Annotated in this window: 22 protein-coding genes and 1 tRNA gene; 4 read left to right on the top strand and 19 right to left on the bottom strand. The window is 46.5% G+C overall.

From position 1 onward, the window contains the following. Window positions 1-14: 14 nt before the first annotated feature. A complete protein-coding gene (locus BGX14_RS09555; protein WP_073304149.1) occupies window positions 15-1,385 on the top strand; it encodes an ATP-binding cassette domain-containing protein in 1,371 nt (456 codons plus the stop codon). Window positions 1,386-1,456: 71 nt separating this feature from the next. Here BGX14_RS09555 and BGX14_RS09550 read toward each other — a convergent pair whose 3' ends face one another. Continuing rightward, window positions 1,457-2,626 (bottom strand): efflux RND transporter periplasmic adaptor subunit, encoded by a 1,170-nt coding sequence (locus tag BGX14_RS09550; protein ID WP_255404512.1) that lies wholly within the window; start codon window positions 2,624-2,626, stop codon window positions 1,457-1,459. 150 nt (window positions 2,627-2,776) lie between these two features. Between BGX14_RS09550 and BGX14_RS09540 the strand changes: the two genes are divergently transcribed. Further along, window positions 2,777-3,736 (top strand): IS30 family transposase, encoded by a 960-nt coding sequence (locus tag BGX14_RS09540; RefSeq protein ID WP_095878741.1) that lies wholly within the window; start codon window positions 2,777-2,779, stop codon window positions 3,734-3,736. A gap of 104 nt (window positions 3,737-3,840) precedes the next feature. Here the strand turns inward: BGX14_RS09540 and BGX14_RS09535 are convergent, their stop codons facing one another. The 6 genes from BGX14_RS09535 to BGX14_RS09510 form a co-directional block, all read right to left on the bottom strand. Further along, entirely contained in the window at window positions 3,841-5,103 is a 1,263-nt protein-coding gene (locus BGX14_RS09535) for a TolC family protein (protein WP_158223286.1), read from the bottom strand. A gap of 70 nt (window positions 5,104-5,173) precedes the next feature. After that, entirely contained in the window at window positions 5,174-6,019 is an 846-nt protein-coding gene (locus BGX14_RS09530; RefSeq protein WP_078777280.1) for a lecithin retinol acyltransferase family protein, read from the bottom strand. Between the two features lie 152 nt (window positions 6,020-6,171). After that, a tRNA-Val gene (locus tag BGX14_RS09525) sits at window positions 6,172-6,246 on the bottom strand. A gap of 67 nt (window positions 6,247-6,313) precedes the next feature. Beyond that, window positions 6,314-6,778, bottom strand: a complete 465-nt coding sequence (locus tag BGX14_RS09520) for a PTS sugar transporter subunit IIA (protein ID WP_073304157.1) — start codon at window positions 6,776-6,778, stop codon at window positions 6,314-6,316. A gap of 128 nt (window positions 6,779-6,906) precedes the next feature. After that, a complete protein-coding gene (locus tag BGX14_RS09515) occupies window positions 6,907-7,665 on the bottom strand; it encodes a type I 3-dehydroquinate dehydratase (RefSeq protein WP_073304159.1) in 759 nt (252 codons plus the stop codon). 28 nt (window positions 7,666-7,693) lie between these two features. After that, window positions 7,694-9,967 (bottom strand): HD domain-containing phosphohydrolase, encoded by a 2,274-nt coding sequence (locus BGX14_RS09510; RefSeq protein ID WP_233126474.1) that lies wholly within the window; start codon window positions 9,965-9,967, stop codon window positions 7,694-7,696. A 96-nt stretch (window positions 9,968-10,063) separates the two neighbouring features. Between BGX14_RS09510 and BGX14_RS15850 the strand changes: the two genes are divergently transcribed. After that, a complete protein-coding gene (locus BGX14_RS15850; protein ID WP_198951194.1) occupies window positions 10,064-10,222 on the top strand; it encodes a hypothetical protein in 159 nt (52 codons plus the stop codon). A gap of 347 nt (window positions 10,223-10,569) precedes the next feature. On the opposite strand, the gene BGX14_RS09505 is transcribed toward BGX14_RS15850, so the two are convergent. Together BGX14_RS09505 and argB are read right to left on the bottom strand one after the other, a co-directional pair. Then, on the bottom strand, window positions 10,570-11,778 hold the full coding sequence (locus BGX14_RS09505) for an aspartate aminotransferase family protein (RefSeq protein WP_073304161.1): 1,209 nt from the start codon (window positions 11,776-11,778) through the stop codon (window positions 10,570-10,572). Then, entirely contained in the window at window positions 11,759-12,535 is a 777-nt protein-coding gene (gene argB / locus BGX14_RS09500; RefSeq protein ID WP_095879708.1) for an acetylglutamate kinase, read from the bottom strand. Before argB ends, BGX14_RS09505 begins: the two co-directional genes overlap by 20 nt. Window positions 12,536-12,685: 150 nt before the next feature. Between argB and BGX14_RS09495 the strand changes: the two genes are divergently transcribed. Further along, window positions 12,686-12,883: a 4Fe-4S domain-containing protein gene (locus BGX14_RS09495; protein ID WP_073304202.1), complete on the top strand. Its 198-nt coding sequence runs from the start codon at window positions 12,686-12,688 to the stop codon at window positions 12,881-12,883. 73 nt (window positions 12,884-12,956) lie between these two features. On the opposite strand, the gene BGX14_RS09490 is transcribed toward BGX14_RS09495, so the two are convergent. From BGX14_RS09490 to BGX14_RS09445, 10 genes are all read right to left on the bottom strand, one after another. Next, window positions 12,957-14,549 (bottom strand): LamG-like jellyroll fold domain-containing protein, encoded by a 1,593-nt coding sequence (locus tag BGX14_RS09490; protein WP_095879707.1) that lies wholly within the window; start codon window positions 14,547-14,549, stop codon window positions 12,957-12,959. Further along, window positions 14,546-15,391, bottom strand: coding sequence for a TIGR02147 family protein (locus BGX14_RS09485; protein WP_078777288.1), 846 nt, complete (start codon window positions 15,389-15,391; stop codon window positions 14,546-14,548). Before BGX14_RS09485 ends, BGX14_RS09490 begins: the two co-directional genes overlap by 4 nt. A gap of 171 nt (window positions 15,392-15,562) precedes the next feature. Next, a complete protein-coding gene (locus tag BGX14_RS09480; RefSeq protein ID WP_095879706.1) occupies window positions 15,563-16,153 on the bottom strand; it encodes a nitroreductase family protein in 591 nt (196 codons plus the stop codon). A 125-nt stretch (window positions 16,154-16,278) separates the two neighbouring features. Next, window positions 16,279-16,635: a cupin domain-containing protein gene (locus BGX14_RS09475; protein ID WP_073304167.1), complete on the bottom strand. Its 357-nt coding sequence runs from the start codon at window positions 16,633-16,635 to the stop codon at window positions 16,279-16,281. A gap of 90 nt (window positions 16,636-16,725) precedes the next feature. Continuing rightward, window positions 16,726-18,078, bottom strand: a complete 1,353-nt coding sequence (locus BGX14_RS09470) for an IS5 family transposase (RefSeq protein ID WP_198951183.1) — start codon at window positions 18,076-18,078, stop codon at window positions 16,726-16,728. A gap of 236 nt (window positions 18,079-18,314) precedes the next feature. Then, window positions 18,315-18,752 carry an Rrf2 family transcriptional regulator gene (locus tag BGX14_RS09465; protein ID WP_073304168.1) on the bottom strand — a complete coding sequence of 146 codons (438 nt, stop codon included), beginning with the start codon at window positions 18,750-18,752 and terminating at the stop codon, window positions 18,315-18,317. Between the two features lie 69 nt (window positions 18,753-18,821). After that, window positions 18,822-20,006: a (uracil-5)-methyltransferase gene (locus tag BGX14_RS09460; protein ID WP_095879705.1), complete on the bottom strand. Its 1,185-nt coding sequence runs from the start codon at window positions 20,004-20,006 to the stop codon at window positions 18,822-18,824. Next, window positions 20,003-20,470: a copper resistance protein NlpE N-terminal domain-containing protein gene (locus tag BGX14_RS09455; protein ID WP_078777269.1), complete on the bottom strand. Its 468-nt coding sequence runs from the start codon at window positions 20,468-20,470 to the stop codon at window positions 20,003-20,005. The genes BGX14_RS09460 and BGX14_RS09455 overlap by 4 nt, the downstream gene beginning before the upstream one ends. Next, a complete protein-coding gene (locus BGX14_RS09450) occupies window positions 20,471-21,265 on the bottom strand; it encodes an SUMF1/EgtB/PvdO family nonheme iron enzyme (RefSeq protein WP_073304172.1) in 795 nt (264 codons plus the stop codon). Continuing rightward, window positions 21,262-24,678 carry a T9SS type A sorting domain-containing protein gene (locus BGX14_RS09445; protein WP_095879704.1) on the bottom strand — a complete coding sequence of 1,139 codons (3,417 nt, stop codon included), beginning with the start codon at window positions 24,676-24,678 and terminating at the stop codon, window positions 21,262-21,264. Before BGX14_RS09445 ends, BGX14_RS09450 begins: the two co-directional genes overlap by 4 nt. Between the last annotated feature and the right edge of the window lie 44 nt (window positions 24,679-24,722).

The following is a 24,722-nucleotide window of genomic DNA, read 5'->3' as shown; positions in this document are numbered from 1 at the left end:
GCTATCTTTGAGCCATGCAATACAAGACATTGGATTCTCTATTTGAAACGCATTCCAAAATTCAAATGATAGGTTCCGTGGGCAGCGGGAAATCGCATCTTTTACGAGAATTTGCACAAACACATTTGAACGTCGCGCTTTCTTCTACAGAAATCCAACGTCGCATCCAACGGGCATTAACTCCGTTCTGGCAAGGACGATTCATCAGCCTTCGCGATGACGATGCCCCGCGGGTCCGCGATTTGCTTTTAAAGCCCAAATTTTTTCTGCAAACAGATCGCTACGTTGAAGATGAACCGTTTGCAGCAACCAATCCAGACAAACTAGAAGAAGCTTTGCAAATGGCCGGGCTTCCCGATACGGTTCTGCGCGTAAAACTGCTAAGCCTTTCCAATGGAGAATTGCGTCGAATTCTTTTGGCGCGCCTATGGATGGAATCGCCCGATTACATATTGCTGGACGATCCGTTTGGCGGTTTGGACCCCGAATACAGAAAACGCCTTGCTCAAGCGATTTTAAAAATGACGGAAGCCGATGTAAAATTGGCGGTCAGCTTGCAACGTCCCGAAGAATTGCTTCCGAAAATTCCCGCATTTGTCTATGAAAATGGCGAATTTCACGAATACGACGGAGAGCTGCCAGCGGAAATCGCCCAAGAAAGCAAAAGCAAGCCGGAACCGACCCACTATGAAATTCAGGAATTGCGCAAACCCGAGATTTCCGGAGAAACCCTTTTTGATTTGAATCATGTACATATTGAATACGGCTCCACACAAGTAATCAAAGACCTCTCTTGGCAAGTAAAAAAAGGAGAGCACTGGGTTGTCATGGGGCAAAACGGAGCGGGCAAAAGTACGTTGCTGGCACTTCTTTCCGCCGACCATCCGCAAATGTATTCCAACGATATTACTTTGTTCGGAAAGAAGCCGGGACACGGATTAAACATTTGGGAACACAAAGCTCAAATCGGATTTTTTTCGCCTGAACTAGCCACGCAATACAGAGAAAAGCTGAGTATTGAAGAAGTTCTTTGTACGGGATTTACAACAGGGCTCGGCTTATTTTCACCGCCATCGTGGGAAGAAAAAGCCAAAGCAAAAAAATGGCTTCAAGAACTGGGTTTTCCAAATGCAGAGCGTCCATTTCAAACGCTTTCGGCCACGGAACGCCGACTGATTCTCATCGCTCGCGCCGCCATTCGCCCGCCCAAAGTTTTAATTTTGGACGAACCGACGCAAGGGATGGAAAATGAATTTCGAAGTCGCCTTTTTGACTTGCTGCAATTCCTTTCTCAAGCAACTACCCTCATTATGGTGACGCATTATCACGAAGAATGGCCTCCTTGCATGACGAATGTCCTGTATATGCCGAAATTTTCCTTGTAGCGATTAGCGGCTAGTGCCTATCCATTTTCCATGGAAACGCGAAGCATTTTTTAAGTCGCCAACAACCGTTCTTATTTATTCTTTCGTTTTTTAGGTCCCGGCATAAACGGGCTGGTTGCATCGGATTTTTGCAGAGTTCCTTCAATCGATTCCTGTTTGACTATGACAGAATCGCCTTCATCCAGCCCTTTTAAAATCTGTACATTCACTCCGTCGGTAATGCCTGTTTTGACCGGTCGCAAAGCCGCTTTCCCATCGATATTTATCCACACATGTTTTTCCCCAGAGTTCGCCTTTGTCCGAGAAAATTTTTCAGCAATGCCCTTATCCAAATTTTCTTTTGCCATTGGTGAAGACGGAGGCATCTCCGCGAATTTTTCTTTTGAATGCGAAGGATTTCCTTGCGGGTGCAGCATAGGCGTTCCTTCCGCAGGCGCAAACTTGATTGCAGAGGCGGGAACGCTGATGGCATTCTCCACTTCTTCCGTCACAATCGTACAGGTAGCCGTCATACCGGGAAGCAATTTCAGGTCCGGATTTTCTGCAACAATCACTACGGAATAAGTCACCACATTGGATGTGACCGTCGGGTTCAAGCGAACCGTTTCCACAACGCCTTGAAAAATTTCCTCTTGAAACGCATCCACTGAAAAGGAGACCTTTTGTCCGGGCTTCACCGAGCCAATATCCGCCTCGTCCACTTTCGCCATGACTCGCATTTTTGACAAATCCTTTGCTAAAATGAAAAGGGTCGGCGCACTCATCGAAGCCGCAACCGTCTGCCCGACATCAACAGAACGTTCCAAGACCACGCCATCAATCGGACTTTTAATGATGCAGTAGCTCAAATTCAGCTTGGCTTGTCGCACTTCGCTTTCCCGATTCTGCCACGACAATTTGGCAGAATTCATTTCATACTCGGCATTTTCCAAATCTACAGTACTCGCGCTTTGATTTGCCGCCAATTTTTTTGTCCGTTCATAAACAGAAATTTTGTGCTCGTAATCTATTTTTGCGCTGGAAGCAGCGATTTGCGCCTGATACAAAGCCGCCTGCAATTTACTGCGGTCCAATTCAGCAAGCACCTGCCCCTTTTTAACTTTTGAATTAAAGTCCACATAAATTTTACTGATGTCACCAGACACCTGCGTACCGATATTAACCGTGTCCATCGGGCTCAACGTTCCCGTCGAAGAAATCGTTGTTTGAATAGTCACCCGCTTGACTTTTTCACTGACCAGAACCCCAACTCGATCGGTATCGGCTCGCGAATTTTCACCGTCAATGCGACTGATATAGGTTGAATCGGGAAGAAAAAAAGTTCCCTAGGGCTAGCCCCTGGGGAACCTGGCCGAAACTTTTCTACCTTGCCGATTCTACCAAAAAAGGACATGGCGGTGAGTCTCAACCAAGCACAAAGATACGAAATACGAGCGCTCAATGCGGCAAAGATCCCCCCGAAAAACATAGCCTTGCAGCTGAAGGTCCACAAATCCACAATCTACAGGGAACTAAACAGGGGCGGCGGCCGCCAGCATTACGACCCGGTCAAGTCGCAGGAACGGGCAGACCTCCTTGCCGCGACAAGTCACCTGCATTACGACTACGACGAGGACGACTGGAAAATCGTGGACGGGAAAATCAAGGAAGACTACTCTCCCGAACAGGTGAACGGACGCGCGAAACTCGATGGGATGGGTGTCCCTAGCGTCGCCACGATATACAGGCATGTGAACAAGGACGAGGACCTGAAGAAGCACTTGCGGCACGGCAAGAAACCATACCGTAAGCGCGGGGAGAAGAAGGACAAGAGAGGCCAGATTGTAGGCCGCGTGCCCATCGAGGAACGTCCGGCAATCGTGGACGAGAAATCACGCGTAGGCGACATCGAGATAGACCTGATAAACAGCGCGGACCATGACGCGAACCTGCTCACGATCAACGACAGGATGACGAATTACAGCCTGATAAGGTATCTTCCGACGAAGAACGCGAAAGACCTGAAGAGAACGCTTGTGAGGGCGCTGAAGGACTTTGAGAAAACGTTCGAAGTCAAGATTCTCACAATCACTTCGGACAACGGGAAGGAGTTCGCCTGTCACGCAGAAATAGCGAAAGCTATGAAGGCGGATTACTACTTTGCGAACCCGTACCACTCCTGGGAGCGCGGTGCCAACGAGAACATGAACGGTCTAATACGCCAATATCTTCCCAAGAAGGAGTCGTTCAAGGGAATCTCTCCCCGGAAAGTTCGCTGGATACAGGATAAACTGAACAACAGGCCTCGAAAAAGGCTTGACTTTATGACCCCTTTAGAGTATATTTATACGCAAGTTAAACTACAAACCTAAGTCGCGTTAGCGACGAAAATCCGCCGCTGAATAAAAGAACTTATAGGCTACAGCCGCGATAACAGCCAAAAAGCAAAGTATCGCCAATATTTTCAACCATTTTTTCATTGAAATTTTCCCATATAAAGTTCCAGCAAATTTCTGGCCAGAATGCTTGTGTATTTCGCCTGAATGAGAGTACTTTTGGCATTTAACAAATTATTTTTCTGCTCCAAAAAATCGGTAAATGTTATCAGTCCCACATTTCGTTGTTCCACGGCAACCGCATAGGATTCCTGCGCACTTTCGAGATTCGCCAAAGCGGCGTTCCAGCTTGCATCGGCATTTTCCGCTTGAAGATAAAGCTGCTCCATCGAATCTTCCAAAGACTTTTCGGTTTCCCGTTGAGCCACCCGAGCGCGTTCCGTTTCAACTTGCGCAGAAAGCACCTTTGCCGAAGTCGTTCCGCCATCGATAATGGGGATGTTGATTCCCAGCGAAATGCTATGAGTATATCCGTTTTTCGCCTGACGCGCATACCTGTCCGACTTCCACGCCTGAAAACTCGAAGACGCTTCCGCCCCGAGAGTCACCGAAATCGAATTATTGCTATGCGCAATCTCCTCTTCCTTGCTAGCCGCTTGCACCTGCAAACTGTCGGACGTAAGACCCGGATGATTCTTTTTGACCTCCGCCATCACATTCGCAAAAGAAGGAATCGCTCCCATATCCTCGGGCTTTTCGTATTCCGTTTGGGGAGCCTCTAAATTCAAGGAATCCGTCCGAGAAAATTCCAACAATTGACGCAAATCCGTTAAGGCGGTCCGCTCTGCTTGCGCTGAAGAAATCTGTTTTACCTTGGCTTGAGCCGCATCGCTTTTCACCAGAGCAAGATCGCTGCGAGTGATTGTTCCCGCTTCCAACAAGCGTTCATTCAACGCCACCAGCGAATCGGAAAGAACCAAAGCGGAATCGGCAATTATCCGACTTTCTTTTGCCGCCAGCAAGTTCACAAAAGAATTCATGACCCGCTCCTGGACATTCAAAACCGCCAGCTCCGTATTATATCGGCTCGCTTTTAACAACAACTGCCGACTCTCCACGCTAGCACTGGTTTGCCCACCATCCCAGATTTTATAAGAGCCGGACAATCCCACATTCAAACGATAATGATCCTGCGACATCCCGTCAAACGGAGTATCATAAAGAGATTGGTTTATATGAGCCGAAAGAGTCGGACGCCCCGACGCCTGTGAAGACAGCAACGAAGCTTCTGACGCGCGTTCCGAAAGCTTTGCGCTTTCCACATCCAGGCTGCGTTCCCGCACCATTTTCACGCAATCTTCCAACGAAAGCGCGTCCCAAGCCAAAGCGCACCCGAAACACATACACAAAAAAAGCATCCCAATTCGACGTTTCACGCCATTGAGATGCCCGATAGCGCTCGTGCGTTGCATTTTATTCTTCGTCGGAGTTCTCGATTTTTTGAATCGCCTCCAATTCCGTCAAACGTACCCGTTTTTTTCGCAGGGCATTGCGTTTTACCGTATCGTTCAATCGAAACGCGCCATAAGTCGTCATGCCGAAAAGCAACGGCAGAAAAAACGGCAACAGGCTTTCGGACAGCGTCCACTTTTTGCGGATTCCAAAAACGGCAAAAAGGGGAGAAAGAGCAAATCCTATCCAAGAGCCGATTCTTCCAAAATAGCGATTCCGGCGTTCCCTGCCGCGAATGCCTTCTGCAGGTTGCAACGCGCTCTGCGTAAAATGCGCGACGATGAACGACCCAATCAAAGCGGAACCTCCGCTCAACAGCAGACGATTTCCAAAAGGCAGTCTGCGGGTCAGCTTGACAATGCCAAGCGCATGCAACAAAAAGCCGACCAGAGCAAAACCGATAAGGAGCCGCGTTACCGCCGGGCTTTTGAAAGTGTCGTCAATGCACCAATTCACAAAATGCTCGCAATTATTGCTGTATAAATAATAAGACCGCTCGTACAGGCGCTTCTTTGCCCGTTCGACGGCCGCTTCGCCTGTGAATTTAGCCCGGGGATGCTCCACAACCCGAAAGCCATGTCCATCGCAAAATTTTTTAATGGAAGTTTTTACCACGCAGCCGTAGCGGATAAGCCCCGGCAATTTTAAAATATCCTTCCGAGAAAGCGTCCGAGCCATTCCCGAATAATGGATGACCCGCCCACGCCCAATGTAAATGCCATGGTGATTAAAAGCCGTCCGCGGAGAAACCAGATGGGCTCCCACAGGAGGTTCCTGAATCTTCGATTCGTCGATGATTTCGCTCATAGCAAAAATATAGATGAAAAAAGGGGAATTCGGTTATTAGTTATTAGTTTTCAGTTCCCAGTTCCAACTAGTCGAAGGGCAAGCAAATCGGGTGGAATTTTGCCTATACCCTCAAAAAAAAGAGACTTGGTGCATCACCAAATCTCTTCAAGTGGACGATACTGGATTTGAACCAGTGACCTCTGCCGTGTGAAAGCAGCGCTCTAAACCAACTGAGCTAATCGTCCAAAGCACCGCAAAAATACAAAAGCCTTGATTTTACGTCAAGGTTTGCGGGCAATTTCTTTGCTCTTTTTACAGATACTTGTCTTCGGCGCGCCCAAAAATTTCCAAAAAATCCGCCTGGGTCTTGGCTTCGATCAGATCCTTGCGAACTTCCGCATTGGCAAGAATCCGACTGACCGAGGACAACGCCTTGAGGTGCGGTCCCACCGTATTGCCCGGGCTCACGATTAAAATGAGCAGATGAACGGGCTCGTTGTCCATGGCGTCAAAATCAATTCCCTTCTCGACCGTAGCGGCCACCATGCACATTCTGTCCACATAGTCAATTTTTGCATGCGGAACGGCAAGTCCACAGCCGATGCCCGTCGAACGGGTCTGTTCGCGCTTCCAAACGGCATCAAAAATTTCGTCGCGATGTTCCAATTTATAAGAAGCGCAAAGCGCATCGACAAGCTCGTTCAGAATCTGTTCCTTTGTGGAACTTTGGGAATTGATAATGACGCTGTTATCTGTAAATCGTTCAGAAAGACGCATATTGTTTCCTTATTTCTCTTAATAATTGTAGAAAAAAAAAGTAAAAATGGAGTTTTGCCCAAAGAAAAAGCGCAAATCTCTTTTTAAAACGCCATTTTTGATTTCCTTTTTTTGAAAAAACGACAAATTTATCCGATTTTCGCCATATTTTCAAAAATTTCAATCGCCCGCCGAACGGGGATTTGCCCGGGAGCGACAGAAGCCGCCAACGAACAATAGGTCAAATTGGCCCCGAATGCCAGACTTTTTATTCGAGACTCCTCTCCACTCTCGCCCATGGCAAAAAGGGAAAAGAGTTCAAATCCAGGAGCATTTTGCTGAATAAACGGATACAGCCGGTCAAAATCCTGGGGCCGGGAACTCATGCAGGCCGTTTTAAAACCGTTCGCCCCGACGTTCCGAGCCGCAGCAACCAGCGAAGCCAGTTCTTCGGCAGAAGGAATTTTTTCAAAATCGTGATGCGAAACGAAAAAACGCGTGCCGGATTTGCGCAAATCGCCTGCAATCGCCGAAAGTACGCCGAGTTCCTCGGCTTCCACGTCCACAAAATCCGGAGAGACTTCCGCCGAAAGAATCCTCTGAAAAAAGCCGACGCGCTTTGCAGAATCTTCCGTAGGAAACCTTCCGCCATCTCGTACCAAACGAATCGTGCCTATCAGCAGGGCTTTAGGAAAAAGCCGTTTGATTTTTTCGGCAACGAGAGCGCATTCATCCCCGTTTTTTTCGCAAATCAAATCGTAACGGATTTCCAGCGCAGAACACAGAGCGACCGACCGAAACAACTCTCCCTGCGGATTTTGCTGAATTTCCAAAAATGACGCCGCATCCAGCACCCCCGCAAACCAAGGCACGTGCGAATTAGCCAAAGAATCCATTTGCGTTTTCATTGCAAGACAATATAGCTAAACACGGATTTCAAACCAAATTTTCGTCGATTTTCGAACGGCCCGAGCGCATTTTCAGCAGCAAATCCACAATTTCGTCCCAATGTTCCAAGGCGACCTTGCCGATGGCAGGGTCATACATGACTCCCAAATTGCGTTCGATTTCTTTGCGGCAATACTCCAGCGACATCGAATCGCGGTAAACGCGTTTGCTGGTCATCGCATCAATGGAATCAGCAATTGCCAAAATCCGGGAACCTATCGGGATTTCCTCACCGGCCAATTTTCCCGGATAACCGCGCCCGTCGTAGCGTTCGTGATGGTGCAACACTATTTGAACCAATTCATGAGTGTAATTCGACTGCATCAGGATTTTCGCCCCGATAACAGGATGCTGCTTGATAATCGAAAATTCTTCGTCGGTAAGTTTTCCAGGTTTGAAAAGAACGGCGTCGCCAATTCCCACTTTTCCTATATCATGGAGATTCGCCGCATACGAAATCATTTGCACCGAATCATCCGAAAGCCCCAAAGCCCGCGCCAAAAGCGACGCATAGCCGCTGACCCGCTCCGAGTGGCACGCCATATAAACGTCCTTCGCTTCTTCCACGGAAATCAGGCACATGATTAAATCTTTGATATTCCGATTTTCATCCTTTTCCCGCGACTTGTGGTTACGCACCTTGTCCCGGTACATATTCAAATCCGCTTCCATTTTCCAATCGCTGATGGATTTCCGAACGCCCGCATCGTTTTGCAAACGGCTGTCACCTACGGCAATTGACAAATAATACAAAGCGTCTTTATTGTACTCGGCGATGTTTTTACACAGTTTCTCTTGCAAAAGGAAGACGGATTCCCTCGGAATTTCAATGACGACAGCAAATTCATCGCCGCCAATCCGGTAGCATTTTCCGTCGGGAGAAAATGTTTTCAAAATGACATCGGCGGCAGCCTTGATAAGAATGTCTCCCGCTTGATGGCCAAAGGTATCGTTCGCATATTTCAGCCCGTTCACATCCATCAAAAACAACGTCCAGTTTTCCTTCGCCGCGCTCTCCCGTTGAATGTCGTTTAGAGCACTGTCAAAAGAAAAACGATTTTCTAGTCCGGTCAAGCTGTCCGTTGTAGCCACATCCTGCAAATGGGCGTTCATTATACGCAACTGGTTATTGGTTTGTTCCAACTCAAAGGATGTCTCCCGAATAAAAGTCGCCATGCGAGCTGCTAAAGGCAAGCGGGTATTCACAGGCAAATGGACAGCATTCCTTTTATCCGAAGATTTTTTCCCGGCATCGCCTTCCCGCATGGCTGCAATGACAAGCGTAATGTTGTGCTGATTCAAGCGACCCTTTTCACGAAGAAATTCCCCGTGGGAAAAAAATCCGGTACTGGCCGCTAAATCCTTGAACGCCAGAATTTCATAAGTTGGCTCATGTTGAATCCAAAACGCCTTTCGAGCTGCACAAGAAAAAATGCGAAGCACCTCGGGAGAAAAATCCGCGTATTTTTCGCTCTCTCCACGAACGCTGTCCAAAATCAACTGAGGCTCTCCATAAGACAAGCGCACAATCGCCCCTTTCTTCACATCGGACGACATCGTCAGCGAACCATCGGCATTACTGGCTGCTGGAGCCCGAACAATGGAAACCCCGTTATGTTCGTATAGCATCGGAAATTCGATCGCATTGTAAAAGAAATTTTCGTCGTTTTGGATGTTCAAATATTTGCGGTAAACTTCGTAAGCGGGGACGTTTCCCAATTTGTAAATAATGTTCCCCTTGGAGTGCGAAACGTGAAAATTTCGTCCAATTGGCTTCCAACCGCTTATCTTGCGCGCTTCGACATAAAAATCTTCGCCACCCCAAAAGAGAATAAGGATGCCGGAAATCGAAAAACCGCCGACAGACGAGAATACGCACGATTGGGAACTCGTTATGTCGGGAGAGCAGACGATACCGCCAAAAACCTGAATTTCCGGAGCCAAATCGTCCAAACCATCACAAAAAGCCGTCGTCGAAAACGAAGAAATACAATGGTAAATTTCTATCGCTTTAATCCAGGGGTTCGCCTTTGATTCGGCAACGATTTGCGCAGCGATTTCCTTGACATCCTTTTCTTGAAAATCATATTGTCGAATCATAAATTGCGTTGTCGGCTTTTCAAAATAAATTGCGGAAACTGAAATTTCCTCAGCAGCATCGCAATTGACAATATTGCCGCTCGTCGAATTGCCCAGCCAGGGAACTCCGGGGAAATAACGTTCTATCACATTCCAAACCGGTTCAATCGATTTTTCGGACAAAATACTGGAATGAATCTGAAAATACAACCTTGGGCAGCCATGATCCTGATGCCAAGACGCAAAATTTTTGATTTCATTTTCAAAATCTGCTAAACAATGAAACGAAAATGCTCTGCACTTCATAAAACAACCTTTAATTACTTTGCCGAAAAACAATCCTGCGAAAGCAGAAAAGAAAAAAGAAAGCCAGAATATATCGATTTTCTTGAACGACAAAAAATCGCTCGACAAGTCGCCAATAGAAATAAATTTTGAAATGTCGCCATTGCTTTTCTCAAAATAGACTTATCCGAAAAAACTTGTTTTTAAAATAATAATTTTTTCAAACACAGAAGAAAAGGGGGAATGGGCCATTCCAAACCGGAATAAATTTTTACATCCATCAAAAGCCAGAATTATTGTAGAATCGACGAGGCCGTTGGAAAAAGCATCCCGCAATTTTGCCCATTAGATGGGCTCATTGTGATAAAACGCACGTCGCGCCAAAAAAATATTCCACAGCGCTTTCAAATTGCACACAAGCTCGCACAAAACCGATATTTCGGCCTTGTATAAAAAATGGTGGATGCAGAGCACCCACCATCTGAACATTTTCAAAAAAATCAACCGATTTCTTCGAAAGCTTTTTCCAATTTTTTCAAAGCTTCGTCGCATTCCTCTCGGCTTACATTCAACGGAGGAAGCAAACGCATCACATTTCCTTTTGCGCTCAGCACCAATAAGCCCGCATCCCGCGCGGCGACAATCAAATCTCCCACGGATTTTTCCGCAAGAATCGAAAGTCCCAAAATCAAGCCGTCTCCGCGAACTTCACCAAGGAAAGAGAATTTATTCGCCATCTTCTGCAATCCCGTTTTCAATTGTACGGAACGCTCGTTCACTTTTTCCAAAAATCCCGGAGCAGTAATTTGATTGACTACCGAAAGTCCTGCGGCACAGGCCACAGGGTTTCCTCCAAATGTCGTACCGTGATCTCCCGGCTTCAATTCATCCGCAATAAATTGCCGAAGAAGCACAGCACCCAACGGCAGCCCGCCGCCAAGAGCTTTGGCAAGCGAAACCAAATCCGCATGGAGACCGTATTTTTCTGCGCCAAGGAATGTTCCTAAACGTCCCATTCCCGCTTGCACTTCATCTACAATCACCAAGCAGCCGAATTTTTCTTTCAAACGGTTTACCGTATCGACCATTTCTTTGGAAAGCGTCATCACGCCACCTTCCGCAGCCAAGGACTCCAACATGATGGCGCAAGTATTTTCATCCACTTCTTTACAAAGCGCCGCCGTATCATTCCAGGGAACGTGAACAAAGTCACCCGGCATGTCACCAAAGCCTTCACGAATAGAAGGTTGTCCCGTCGCAGAAAGAGCCGCAAACGTCCGACCGTGAAAGCTGTTTACAAACGTCACGATTTTCTGGCGATTTTTTTCACCTTTGCGGTCAAAATATTTTCTCGCAAACTTAATGCAGCCTTCATTCGCTTCTGTTCCCGAATTGCAAAAAAACACTTTGTCAAATTTCGTTACTTCCAAAAGTTTTTTGCCCAAAGCAATTTGCGGATAATTTGGATACAGATTGCTCAGGTGCATAAACTTGCGAGACTGTTCCGCAATGGCATTGACAATTCCCTCATTTTGGTGACCCAAAGCATTGACTGCTATTCCCGCGCAGAAATCCAAATAGGCTTTTCCCGCCGCATCAAACAAATAGCATCCACGGCCTTCCACAAAATCCACATCCGGCTTACCATAAAGCGGAGCAATAACCGCTTTGTCCGATTCCAACAAATTTTTATGCAAGGATTGTTCCATAATTCAAGTCTCCATGAATTTGTTTTAAAAATGTTTCCGCGTCTTTCCAACCGAGAATGTGAATTTCTCCCAATCCGCGATGAATCGCCCGCAAACTTTCCTGCACTTTCGGAATCATGCCCCCGCTGATAGTGCCATCTTCAATCAAAGTTTTCACCTTGGCTTCATCCAAATTCGGAATGACATTTTTCTCTTTGTCCAAGACGCCCGGAACATCGCTGACAAGCAAAAATTGATCGGCTTTGAGAGCTACCGCCAGTTCCGAAGCCGCCGTATCCGCATTGACATTCCAGGCAATTCCGTTCCCCATGGAAATAGGGCTAACGACAGGCGTCCAACCGGTTTTCCAAAGGTCCTCGACGATTTTCGGATTGACTTTTTCAATGTTTCCGACAAGACCCAGATCGACGCAGCCTTCCCGTTTTTTTGCTTCAAAAAGTTGCCCGTCCACGCCGGAAATGCCGATAGCCGCAGCCCCGTTGTTCTCGAGCATTCGCACCAATTTTTTATTCACATGGCCGGAAAGGGTCATTTCGACCATTTTCATAATGCCCGGGGTTGTCACCCGCAAGCCTTCAATAAAACGAGGTTCTTCCGAAAGAAGCGCGATATTTTCGTTGATATCCTTGCCTCCGCCATGTACAACCGCCACCAGACAATCCCGAGCGGGCAATGCGGCTATTGCACGGGTAAAATCCAGAAGCTTCGCCTCATCTATTGCCAGGCTGCCACCGATTTTTACGACGACTTTTTTCATTTCCAAATAAACCTCTTCGTATTTTTTCCAAATTTATTTATAATCCTCGGCTTTGTCTTTTCCTTTTCCAAAAGAATTGTTATATTCAATAAAAACATCCACCCGAATGCGCCGGAATCCTTCCGCACATTCATAACCAAAGGCAATTCTATGGCAATCAAAAAAGTCTGGCTCGACGAATCAAACGGCGAATGCGTTTCCTGCGGTGCTTGCGAAGGCACTTGCGATGCAGTTTTTTCCGTTCCCGAAAAAATGCAGGTAAAAGAAGGCGTCGATTACTCGAAATACGAAGACGACATTAAGGCCGCTGCAGAAGGCTGCCCGGCTCAGGTCATCAAGTACGAATAATTTTTAATTTCTTTTCAAAAGCAGACAGTTCTCGCTGTCTGCTTTTTTATTTCTTTGCAGCAAGCAATTCCTTTTATTCCCGCAAGATATTTCCTGCCGCAGCTTGTGTTTCATATTCCATACGAAGCCATTCCGCAGAACGGGCTTTTTTATCTACCCGAATTTCATCTAACGCACCATTCCAAGACTCTTCGCCGACCTCGTTTCCGCCAACGCGGAAAGGAAGGGGCGCATTAAATGGACGCACAGAAAACGCAACAGGATTTCCAACAGCTATTCCATTGACAAACATCGAAATAGAATCCTTTTGCGAAACGAGACTCACCCGGTTCCAAGTCAAAGAATCCATCGCAACTAGCGCGCCGGGAAGTGAATCCCAATTAAAGAAATTGTAAACAGCAAATGTCGAATTGATGTTGTCGTAATACCATTGAATCCCAATAGAATCCGCAGAGGCGCGACTGGAGAACAAAACTTGATGCTTGTTGTTTCGCCCGTTCCAATACGCCCAAACGGACAAAGTAAAGTCGCCTTCAAACAAATCTTCGGGATCCACAGATATAGACTGTCCTTCTGAAATGGTCGTACCGTACCCGATGAACCCAAAAGCCTTATCCGAATCCGACGGGAAATTTAAACTGGCATCGCCGTTCAAATGCAGAGCGGCAACGACAGAATCCGATTTCAAGAATGCGCGAGACGAAGAATCCGAACACCGACGAATTATATACAAATTCACATTTCCATCACCGGCGGCAATGCTATCCAAGCGCACCCAAAGCACTCCTTGCGAAGCTCTAGGCGTCCAATAATCCACTTCAAAATTTTGTTCTTTACCCCATTCCGAAACGATTTGAAAAGAATCCGGATTTGAAAAAGTCGCAAAGTCGATAAGATTATTAAACTTTACGGGCATTACAAAATTTCGCAGAGTTTCCATCGGCGAATAGGATAACGCAACGGACACAGCCGTCGAAACGGACGATCCCAAAGCAACTCCGTAAGAAGAATCCGCATACAACGACGCGTCAGCAAGAACAAGAACGGAATCGTTTGCCGTCAGCGTTTTCAACTCCGGGAGAGCAACGCTTTGCCGATTATCCGTCGTCCAAAATGCAAAATACGACTCTGGAACGGAATCCTGCATATACACCAAAGAAATCATTCCCGAAGGAACCTCTTCAAACGCAAACACGCCATTTTCATCGACAGCGCTCGTCAAATGCGTCCCCACAATGCGAACACTTCCCGAAGACTCCGAAGATATTTTTCCTTCCAATGAACGGGAGTTTCCCAAAACAACTTGCACAGAATCGTTCGACAAATTCAACAGAGATTGATTCTTTCCTTGCTCCGCGCGAAGGGTTCGCATTTTGTCCGAGACGTTATCCAAAGAAAAATTTCCCGCGCTGTCCGTCCAAGTTTCCAGGGAATCCGCTATTACCGCATATTTCCAAGAATCTTCGTAAAGAACAACTCGAGCACCTACCGCAGGGGAAACGCCGTCGGCCAAGACAATATGACCCGCGATAGAATTGCCAATATCCGTCACGCCACCAGCTGTTCTCGACTCTTGAGAGCAAGCGGCAAACACGAGCAAAAGCAGCATCCAAAATGCCAGCGGCATCCACGCTTTTCCTCTCCGCAATGCAAAATTCATTTTCATTTGGCGTCCTCTGTTTTCAACTTTTCACTCAACGGATACATTACAACCATCATTTCATAAATTTTTTCGACTTCTGGATCGTCGGCAGCCTTTGCCATAATTTTTTGCCGAGCTTCTTCTAAAATTTTTACAGCATAATCATAAGAGCTTTCGCTCATTGCCAGCGTGGTAAAAGCGGCAAAACGCTCGTGCGCTTTCTTGGATTCAATAGCCCCTATCGCCTGCTGCACATATTCCCGGCGTATTTTCCGTAAATTCATCGGGGAAACGTTCTTTGCGTCAATCATTTCCGCCGTTTTTTGAAATTTTCCGTCCACCGTTTTTTGGATTAAATTCCAGCGAATCATATTTTCTACAGCGACGCGCGCTTCTTCCGTGGGAATCGCCGGCACGACCATCCGAGCAAGACGCATCATGTCGCCATCAAATGCTGGCTGGCAAACCAATTCTCGCAAAACGGGGTAATACCACTTTGAAAAAAAATCCTGCTGGTCCTCTGAAATATGTACAAATTCATTTTTTGACCGGATTTGCACAATTTCGTCCCATGCGTTTTCCCGCTCTTCAACCTGCTTTGCCTGATTGTACTCCACCAGTGCGAAAAAATATTTCGACTGGATGTTGTTCAAATTCATCGCCTTGACCATTTTCGCTATGGATTTTTCGGTCAAATTAAAACGCCCGCGAATGACATTCAGGCAATACGACGACGAACTGAAACCCGCTTTTGCCGCAAAAAAACGATGAGAAAAAATGGAACGCAATTTCTTTTGTTCGTCAAAATAATCTTTTAAAAACAGACGGTAATCGTCGTAATCAAAAAGCTTATCAATGGTCGACATATTCCATTTAAACATAAATTTTTTACACACCAATAGAGTTTAGATACCGCAAAATAAACGGGAAAATCCGTATTCAACGGCTTATTTTTAAATAAAATTTACACAGAATCATTTTGTTTAGAAAGAACGATCCCGTTTTTGCGTGTAAAAATCGTTTCTTGGAATCCAAAATCAAATAAAAGTCACTTCATTGCCCGTTCTAGGCAACGGCTGGCGTAAAGGAAAACCGCTTTCCGTAAGCGGGTAACCGATAGCGACAGAGCCATAGACCCGTTCATTTTCCAAAAGGCCTAAAGTTTGTAAATAGGCAAGCAAAGTCGGATTTTCATTCAGCCATCTCAACTGATTGATCCAGCAACTACCCAAATCCAATTCATTGGCTTCCAGCATCATATTTTCTATTGCAACGGATACATCCGCCATATTATTGCCATAATCTTTTTGATTCGCCACGACAATCAAAACCGGCGCATGATAATGAAAAACGTAACCGCCTTTTTGGGAATTTAAAATAGAGTTGCGAATGCTTTTATACATCCCATCGGTCATTTCCATTTTGGAGAAAATACTTTCCACGAGTTCTGCAAGCCGTCGAAGGACATCCGTATTTCGGATGACCAAAAAATGATTCGTTTGATTATTGCCACCACTAGGCGCAAACCGCCCAGCAAGAATGATTTTTTCCAATTTTTCCTGTTCAACAGGCAAAGTCTTGTAACGGCGTGTACTGCGGCGAGAACAAATCGCTTCTTCTACATTCATATTCTATTTCCCAAAAAAGTTTTTTAGAAAATAAATTATTTTGTTCTCGGCGTTTTTTATTTATAAAAATAAATGGACAGGCGTCGTCTTTTAAAGCCAGAAGCCTGCCCGCAAAAAAGTCTGCATTACGATTCTATTACAGCATCGTTCGCCGTCCAAACTTCCAGCGAATTTTGCTTCACCTGGATGCAAGCAAAACAAATCGCCGAATCCGCAGCAGCAGAAAATTGGCGTTTTGCACTGGGGGAAATCCGAAGCCAATCGCCCGACGTCAGCGGAATCGTTTCTCCATCAATAACGACTTTTCCTTTTCCGGAAAGCACGACATAGATTTCTTCATTCTGTTTATGAGAGTGGACAAATGGCACTCCGGTTCCTGCCGGCAGATGATTGATACTCACTTCAGCACCGGTCAATTGCAAGGAATCGTGCAATTCCGTTCTAGCTTCAGCACCAACGTTTACTTTTGCATAAGTTTTCATCGTCATACCTCTCGGTTAAAAGTTTCCGACAATAGAACTTTCCATCGTCTTGTTGTAACATTCATTGTTACATAGTCCGCCCTTAAAAAGTCACTTTGCGAACGCAAGATAAGGACGTTCGCATTTTTTGTTCATTCCGTTCCACAGAAGGCAAAAACAGTATAGCCATTCCAACAGGACAAAAAAACGCCTCATGGCCCTCTTGAAGTTGAACGCCGCTGCTGCAAGCTTTGCATTGAGCATGTCGCCAAAGATTCCCTTGTAGAAATTTCTGCCCATACGGTGATCGCTTTTCAGATGGCCGTTGATAGGCTCGATGCCAGCCCTCTTGCAAAAAAGATTGTGAGCCTTTTCCTTCTGGTAGTAAGTCGCGTTTTTCTTCGGGACGTCCGGTATCACGATCTTTGTCGTTCCGGATTCCTTTTGTCCGCGGTATCCCCGGTCGCATGCTGCCCGGCTCGGCCTGAAGCCGAGCATTTGTTCAACATGGTCAAGCGTATCGTCTATCGTATGTCCGTCATACTCGTCCCTGAACGCGACTGCGCCGACGATGAGGCCGCTGTAGCTACGGGCGATTGACACCTTGTTGCCGAACTCGTATTTCTTGTGTTCCTTGCCCTTGCCGATGCATTTTACTTCGGGTTCGTGAAGCGAATAGACCTTGTCCTTGTCGCATTTCTTCTGTGCCAGAACTTTGTAGAAAAGTTCAATTTTTCCTTTGTACGTACCCGACAGATTTTTCTTCGAAAGATTCCGTTCCATTTCGCGGACGAGCCGACCCGCGATGGTTTTCAGTCTGCGATCCGCCTTGTGAGCCTTCTTGCCGTTCTTCGGGTGATTGCGGAAACGCTGGTCACGATGGACCTTCTTCAGGATTCTCCTGTAGGACTGTCTCTGCGGAAGGCCGTGTTCTTCCACGATTTTCTGCACCTGCTCTATTATCTTGTTCGCAAGTTTGGCGTCTGTAGGGAACGTGATGTTCTTTTCCTGCACGGTCGTGTCAAGAAAGACCGTGCCGCATCCTGTCGGTCCTTGTTTATCGTGGTCATCGTTGACGAGGATACTTTCCTTGAGGATCATGTCCAAGCCTTCCTCGCCAATCATGTGCCGGAAGTGGACAAGTTCGCTCGGGTCGCAGGGTTGCTCCGTCGAGAAGAACCGTTCTCCGCAAAAATACTGGTAATAGGCGTTTTCCTGAAACTGCTCCACGACGGACTCGTCCGATACGTTGCGGATGTGCTTCAGGATGATGAGCCCAGTCATGAGACGGATCGGCTTGTTCGGCGCACCCATTTTGTCGTCAAACAGTTTCGAAAACTCGGTCTCGAACTTGTTCCAGTCAATCTTGTTCGCAAGAACGTAAAGGGGATGCTTGTGGTTCAACTGCTCCTCAAGGGAACAGAAAAGGCTTGTCTGGGCGTGGGATTTTGGCGGTCTGTACATGAAAAAAATGCAAGGTTTTCAGTCATATTTTAGAAAACCTTGCAATATTTTCACAGGGTAGAAATCAATTTTTCCCAACAGTTATGCGGGCTGGGCGGGATTTTAAGGGACGACTACATAAAATAATATACACAAACCGCGATGTAATGTCAATAGTTACGGCAAAAAAAATAAAGAATAGAGATGTGGGAAGAGAATTGCCTGCGGTTAGTGAATCGTTACAACTGTTCCTTAAATTATTTAGCTTCTAAAATTTTCTTCATGTCTTTTTTTATTTCAGCAAGGGTTATCGATTTCAATTCCCTTTCCATGGCTTGCTGCACTTGAAGAAGTTTTCCATCTAACATTTGATGAATGTTTCCGCCGACAGGACAATGGGGATTCGGATTTTCATGAAAATGAAACAATTCCCCATGACCAATACATTCTACAGCATTGTAAATATCCAAAAAAGAAATTTCCGCCAGCGGTTTGGCCATCGTTGCTCCGCCAGAACCCCTTGCGATATGTACAAGCCCAACATTCTTTAGCTGGCCCAAAATTCTCCGCACGACGACCGGATTCACATTTGTGCTTCCCGCCAAAAAATCGCTGGTGACTTTATGTGAATTGCCAAACGTGTCCAAACAAATCAAAATATGCACAGCCAAAGTAAAGCGACTCGAAATTTGCATACTACACCTTCATTTTGCAGCCACTTTGCGCGAAACTCCATAAAAATCATCTTTGCGCATGGAGGGCTTTTATCGTTTCAAGTCCGCTTTCGTCATCAAAACAGCGGTTTCCAAATGCGGCGTTCCCGGGAACAAATCCAACGGCACAATTTTTTGCACCCGATAATTTGCCAAGCGCCACTGGTTTAGCGAACGAGGAATTTCGTCGGTGCCGCAAAAAATATGCAGAATCCGTTCTGGCTTGCGACGGGCAAGGGCGGCAATCACTCCGGAATCCACTCCTTTTCTCGGAGGATCCAAAAGCATCACTTCAGGGGACTGTGATTTGGGGATTCTTTTTTCTACAAACGAAGCGTCGATTTTCCCCGCAAGAAAACGGGATTTTTGTCGTTTTAAAAAACGCGCGGAATTTTTAGCATATTCAATAGATGCGCCTTCCCACTCAACGCCAAACGTCGAATTGGCGTTTTCACCAATACCAAACGAAAACAATCCATAACCGCAATAAAGATCGAGCAGATCCGTTTCCGCACTCGGCTGCAATAAAGTTTCTGCACAGCGCAATAAATTCGGAATTTGCGATTCATTGATCTGGCTGAATCCCGTGACCGGATATTTCAAGCGGCACGTTCCCAAATCCAACGTCAAGTCCTTCGGCCCATAAAGCGTTTTGAACGCGAGCGCATTGACCGGGCGTTGCGCTTCCAAATAATAATCGGAACGGGTCGGATCAAAATAGACGTGCGCAGAACGGACATCAAGCCCCGACGCATTCAAATGCTCGCCCATCAATTTGAGTTTGCGAACCACCAGCGCATTCATTTCACAAACATTGAAAATTACCGTTCGCCATTTATACGAACCTCGAATAATCACCCAGTTCAAAACCTCGGCGAGAGTATTGAATACAGGCTTTTGCAAATAGGATTCTATAAACCGGTAAACAGCAAGATGTTCGGCAGGTTCCAGCGGTTCCGCAAACTCGGAGCGATTGTCTTCTTCATCAAAAACAAGCTGAAATTTTTCGCGATTCAAAACGACACGACGTTTTGTTGTTGTCCTATAATTTCTGGGAAGCGGGCTTTCAACAATTCTTTCTGGATTCGGCAAGGCGTTTTCCTGACAAAATAAAGAGAAGGCTTTATTTTTGGCAACGAGTTCGTCCTTGTAATCCATAATAGAAAGGGAGAGTAGCGAAAGCTCAGACAATTCCTTGGGCAAGGACTGCCGAAGCGCATTGGCAAATGAAATCATGGAGAGACCTTGGAAAGAATTCTCAATAAACGATAAGGTTCTTCGGTGTCGTCCAAATAAGGTTTGCCTTCAACATTCAAATAGACGATTGACGTTCCATTGCTTTTTTGAAAGGCGAAAAATCGATTGGCATTTTCAAAACGGACAAGAATAAATTCGGCACTGTCTTTGTAAGTCGCCCGATTTTGAAGAGTGTCCGTTTTTTCATTGCGCCGGAACAAAAATTCCTCGATAAAAGCATTGCCATCACCGTCCAAATTCATTTTGACTTGGCGCAAATCGCATTCGTCGCAAGGAAGCGTTCCGACATAAGATCCAGCAACTCCTTCCGGAATTTGAACTGGCGCCAACTTGGGAAGAGTTTTCAAATCCTCTTCTATTTTTTTTGCCTTGGCCTCATTTTCATTTTGACCGCAGCCCAAAATCAAAGAGAATAGTGCCGCAGCAACAAAGAATTTTTTCATTTATTCTCCTATCCAAACAACTCGAAATCCCGATGTATTCGAAGCGAAATCCGGCAGTTTCTTTTCTGAAGCGCTGAAAGCCAATTCTTTCGCCACCGAATTCCAAGCTCCACCATGAAGTGCCGTGTCCAAAGCCCATTCCGCAACATTTCCGCAAACATCGTAAAGTTCCCAAGCATTCGGTTTCTTTTGGGCGATTTTCTGATAGCCGTCCGTCAGATTATTGTATTGCGCATAATCCCGTGCGGGATTTGCCCCCCAATAATAATTGCCCGTGCTTCCTGCCCGAGCAGCGAATTCCCATTCTTCTCGACTGGGCAAGCGAACGGCAGAAACCCGATCATTGATTTTGAGCCCGCCCAGTTTGTTTCCCACTCCTCGAAGGGTATAAGAAAACGCCGTGTCCAATCCCAGATATTTAGAAAGTGCGTTGGCAAAAAGAATGGCTTCATACCAAGAAACATTGGCGACCGGAAAGGAATCCCCGACCGATTTCGTCATCTGCTGCGGAAGGGTTCCCATTAACGTCCGATAATCCGCCTGCGTAATTTCCGTTTGCGAAATCCAAAACTTTCCCGTTTTAATCCACGAAATCATCAATGCGTTGCTGCTTGAAGAAATTTCGACACCATCTGAAGAAGACATCGGCACGTTAGACGAAGACGATTTTTTTCCAAAGCCTCCGCAATCCGGGCAATCGGTGCCGCCCGTTTCTCCATTGGTCGGCGAGGAGCAAGCGGCAAAAATACAGGACAGGCTAGCTGCGATTAAAATTTCGACGATTCTTTTTTTCATCTGACCACTCCGACACGATAGAATTTTTCTTTTTTCTTTCCGGAATCAAAATTCACTTTTAAGCGAACGCTATAGACATCGCTGCCCAAATGGGAAATATCCATCTGATCGATTTGATTATTTCCCTGATTTGCCTTGCCCAATTTTTTGGAAAAAACCAGACGTCCCGAAATATCATAAAATTCAATCGTCACCGATTTCGCAGACATTCCCAAAGAGAATCGAGCGTTAGCAATCCCCCCTCGCACCGGATTGGGATAGACAAAAAATTCTTCTATTTTTGCAACCGCCTTGACCTCTGCGGGTTCGGGCAATTTAGAAGCATCAAAATAATTCGTACGTCCATTTCCCGAACCAGGCACACTCCAGGCTTTAGCGTCGGTTTCCGCCAACGCAGAAGACTTCGCCAAATTATAGCCCGTGACAAATCGCCGCTGGAACGCATACAACTGCGGTCCCGAAACCGAATCAATCGTTTTCGCTACAAAGAACGCCATCGGATGAACAGTTTCGCCATATTCAAAATTGCCGGCAGAAATGGGGAATCCATCCGTCACCGATTTTCCGTTGGAATTAAAAGCGTGCAAAACTCCCCCATTCGTTCCCACCAGAATTTCGGGCAGGCTGTCGCCCGTCACATCGACTATCAGAGGATCCGAAAGGAAAGAAGTCTCTGGAGTGTTCTTGGTAATTCTGATAGGAAATCCAGAAATAACCACTCCAGAACGATCCACCGCATAAACCAGATTGTTGCCTAGAAATACGGCTTCCGGATAACCATCACCATTCACATCACCTATCGCTATTGGCGATGTTTCATCATAAAAGTCCACAACGCCGTCATTTCCCCGCTTAAAAGAACGGGGAGCGAACACGACTGAGGCCGAATCGTCGGCGCGAACCATCGCCGCATACCCGCGACTTCCTAAAATGAACATTTCCGATTTGCCGTCCCGATCAAAATCCGAGCAAGCGATTCGGAAACTCTGCTTTTTTATATCAAATAAATTCTTCGCACGAATTTTTGGGGAAGGCAGTTTTTGAATGCGCCCCTCTTCCGCTTTGTAGAGAGCCAGCTCCGCATTTTTTCCGACCAGAGCGACATTTGCTAAATCTCCGTCGGGGCAAAGCGCCATGTCCTGCGGTTCAAAATTTTCCGGCAGAGCAAAAGCGTCCTTGGAAAGATTCGCCGTTTTATAGCGATAGAGATTTTCATTGTCCGCGACAAAAACGGAAGCATTCCAAACCATCGGTCCCACCAAAGGATTTGCGATGCCCGCTAATTTACGGTCAAATTGAATCTGGTCGATAGCCGAAGAAAGAACGGTTTGCGCCAGCCCCTTGTTTTGGTGCAAACTGTAAACGGTATCTCCCGAAGCGGCAACTCCAAGAAGTTTTCCCAAAGACGAACCGAGCCGATAGAGAGCGACGGAATCCACAGAATCCGCAAGCGAAAGGGCTCGCGTCCATACCGTCGTATCGCTTTCTTGCAAAGGCTGTCCAAATGCCGACATCGCCTGCAATGTTCCATCTTCAGAGCCAAACACGATCAACTTTTCTCCCGCCCCCACAGACATTCCTTCGGGATAATCCAAAGCGACAGCTCCGCGAACGGACGCATTCAACCCGACGTTTTTTGGGAAAAGCGATCCTGGAATCAGCGCATGGGACGCCCACGAAATCGTGACCGGAATCGAAGAAGCGGCAAAGTTAAATACGCTGTCCCCCATAAAGGCGTTGGCATTTTTTTCCATGTGCGCATTCTTCGTTTTCTTTGCCGTTACAGTAATGCCCGTATGTCCGCCCATTGTCGTTTTTGTATTGCCATAACCCGAAGGCTTTATCGACCACACCGTATCCTTAGGGGAATTTTTCCCTTTGCGCCAATGCGGAATCAAATCTGCGCCAGATCCGTAATCGTAAGCGTCTTGGCCAAGAGCGTTTTTAAAAGTTTTCCCAATAGAAAGAACACCGTCCGCTTCCGTGAGCATCAGACCATACTGGTGATCGCGCAAAGTGTCGCCGCCCCAAAAATTGGTGACTCCATACGGAAGAGCTTCTCGCAAATACCAGTCATTGACTTTCCACACGGCGATGCCGCTTGCCGGAAGTCCCGCATCAAAAGAAGAAACATCCACAATGACTCCGCTCAATTTCTTTCTGTTTTTGACGCACTTCCCTTTTTCATCGCAAATACTGTCTTCAAATGCCGTGTATAAGCTATCGACCGGATAGACTTTCGTCACCACTTCGTAATCCGATTCCGCTGCCACATCCGACGCAGGAACATACGACACCGCGATTTTCGCCGAATCCCCCGCCGAACGTTCCCGGTTTTCAATCAGCAAGTATTCATTCGCAGCCAGTGGGACTTTGACGATTTCCGTTCCCTCGCCTGAACCCGCCGCAACGATATTTCGGGTCAGGCTTTTGGAATCCGGCGGATAAACCGTTTGCACTTTCGCCCAGCCCATGTAGGAACGCACCCAAGCGGAAGGAAGCACTGGGAAAAATCCATTGCCCGCATTGTAGCCCGCAAAATCCATCAAATCAAAATAACCCAGACGAGAAATGCCTTTCACCACATCGTAAGTGTTCGGCATCCCGAGTTCCCGCCCTATCTGGTTTACGATAACGCCGTTGATTCCCCAGTTGAGACCGTCCTGCGAAGCGGTTTCGCTGGTGACCATGATTGTTTTCAGCGTGTCCAGAGTTGAACCGGGAAGAATCATGCCCCGAATATCCTTGGCGCATTTTCGTTCCGAATCCGCCGTATCCAGGTAGCTCCAATAATCCTGAACGACATAGACGTCCATAAAATCGCCCGGCGTATCCGCATTGTTCGTTCCCATGCTGCCACCATCCACCAAGCGACTTGCCCCCGCATGAATAATCATATAGGCGCGTTTTTTGTTGGACGATTTGGGCTGAGGCACTTTGAACGGATTGTCCAGCGTGTCATTCGAACGATTGGCTTCCGTCACGGCGTCCCAGATAAAATTCATATAATCCCGGCTGCGCGCTTCATCAAATTCCGCGGTCTTTTCGCCTTTCTTTTTAGAAGTCCGGTTGTAATCGATAATATAATGATTGACGGTATAAGGCTCGCCGCTGGGGAAAATTCTAGCGGTTATCACCAGATTTCCATTGCTCACCGCTTTGTAATAATTTTTCGCAAATTCAAAATGCTTTTGCCAATATGCCGCACTCGCCCGGTGCCCGCTGGGATCCAAACTGTAATTTGCATTGGACGTGTCGCTGTCCGAATCAAAACGCCCCGTTCCTGTCGTCAGGGAATTGTCGGGGGATTCCTGTTTAAATTGGACGCGAAGCGCAAAAATTTCCAGAGTGTCCACTGCAAAGGACGAAGTGAAAAACGCCAGCAAAGCCAATAAAAAAAGATGCTTTTTCATAAAAGTAAAATTACAAAATAGGAAGCCGTAAACGATGCGGTTCT

The organism is Fibrobacter sp. UWS1 (genome assembly GCF_002300445.1).
In the GTDB taxonomy this organism is placed as follows: domain Bacteria; phylum Fibrobacterota; class Fibrobacteria; order Fibrobacterales; family Fibrobacteraceae; genus Hallerella; species Hallerella intestinalis.
The sequence above is the reverse complement of the archived record's forward strand: the minus strand, read 5'-3'. Positions and strand labels throughout refer to the sequence as shown.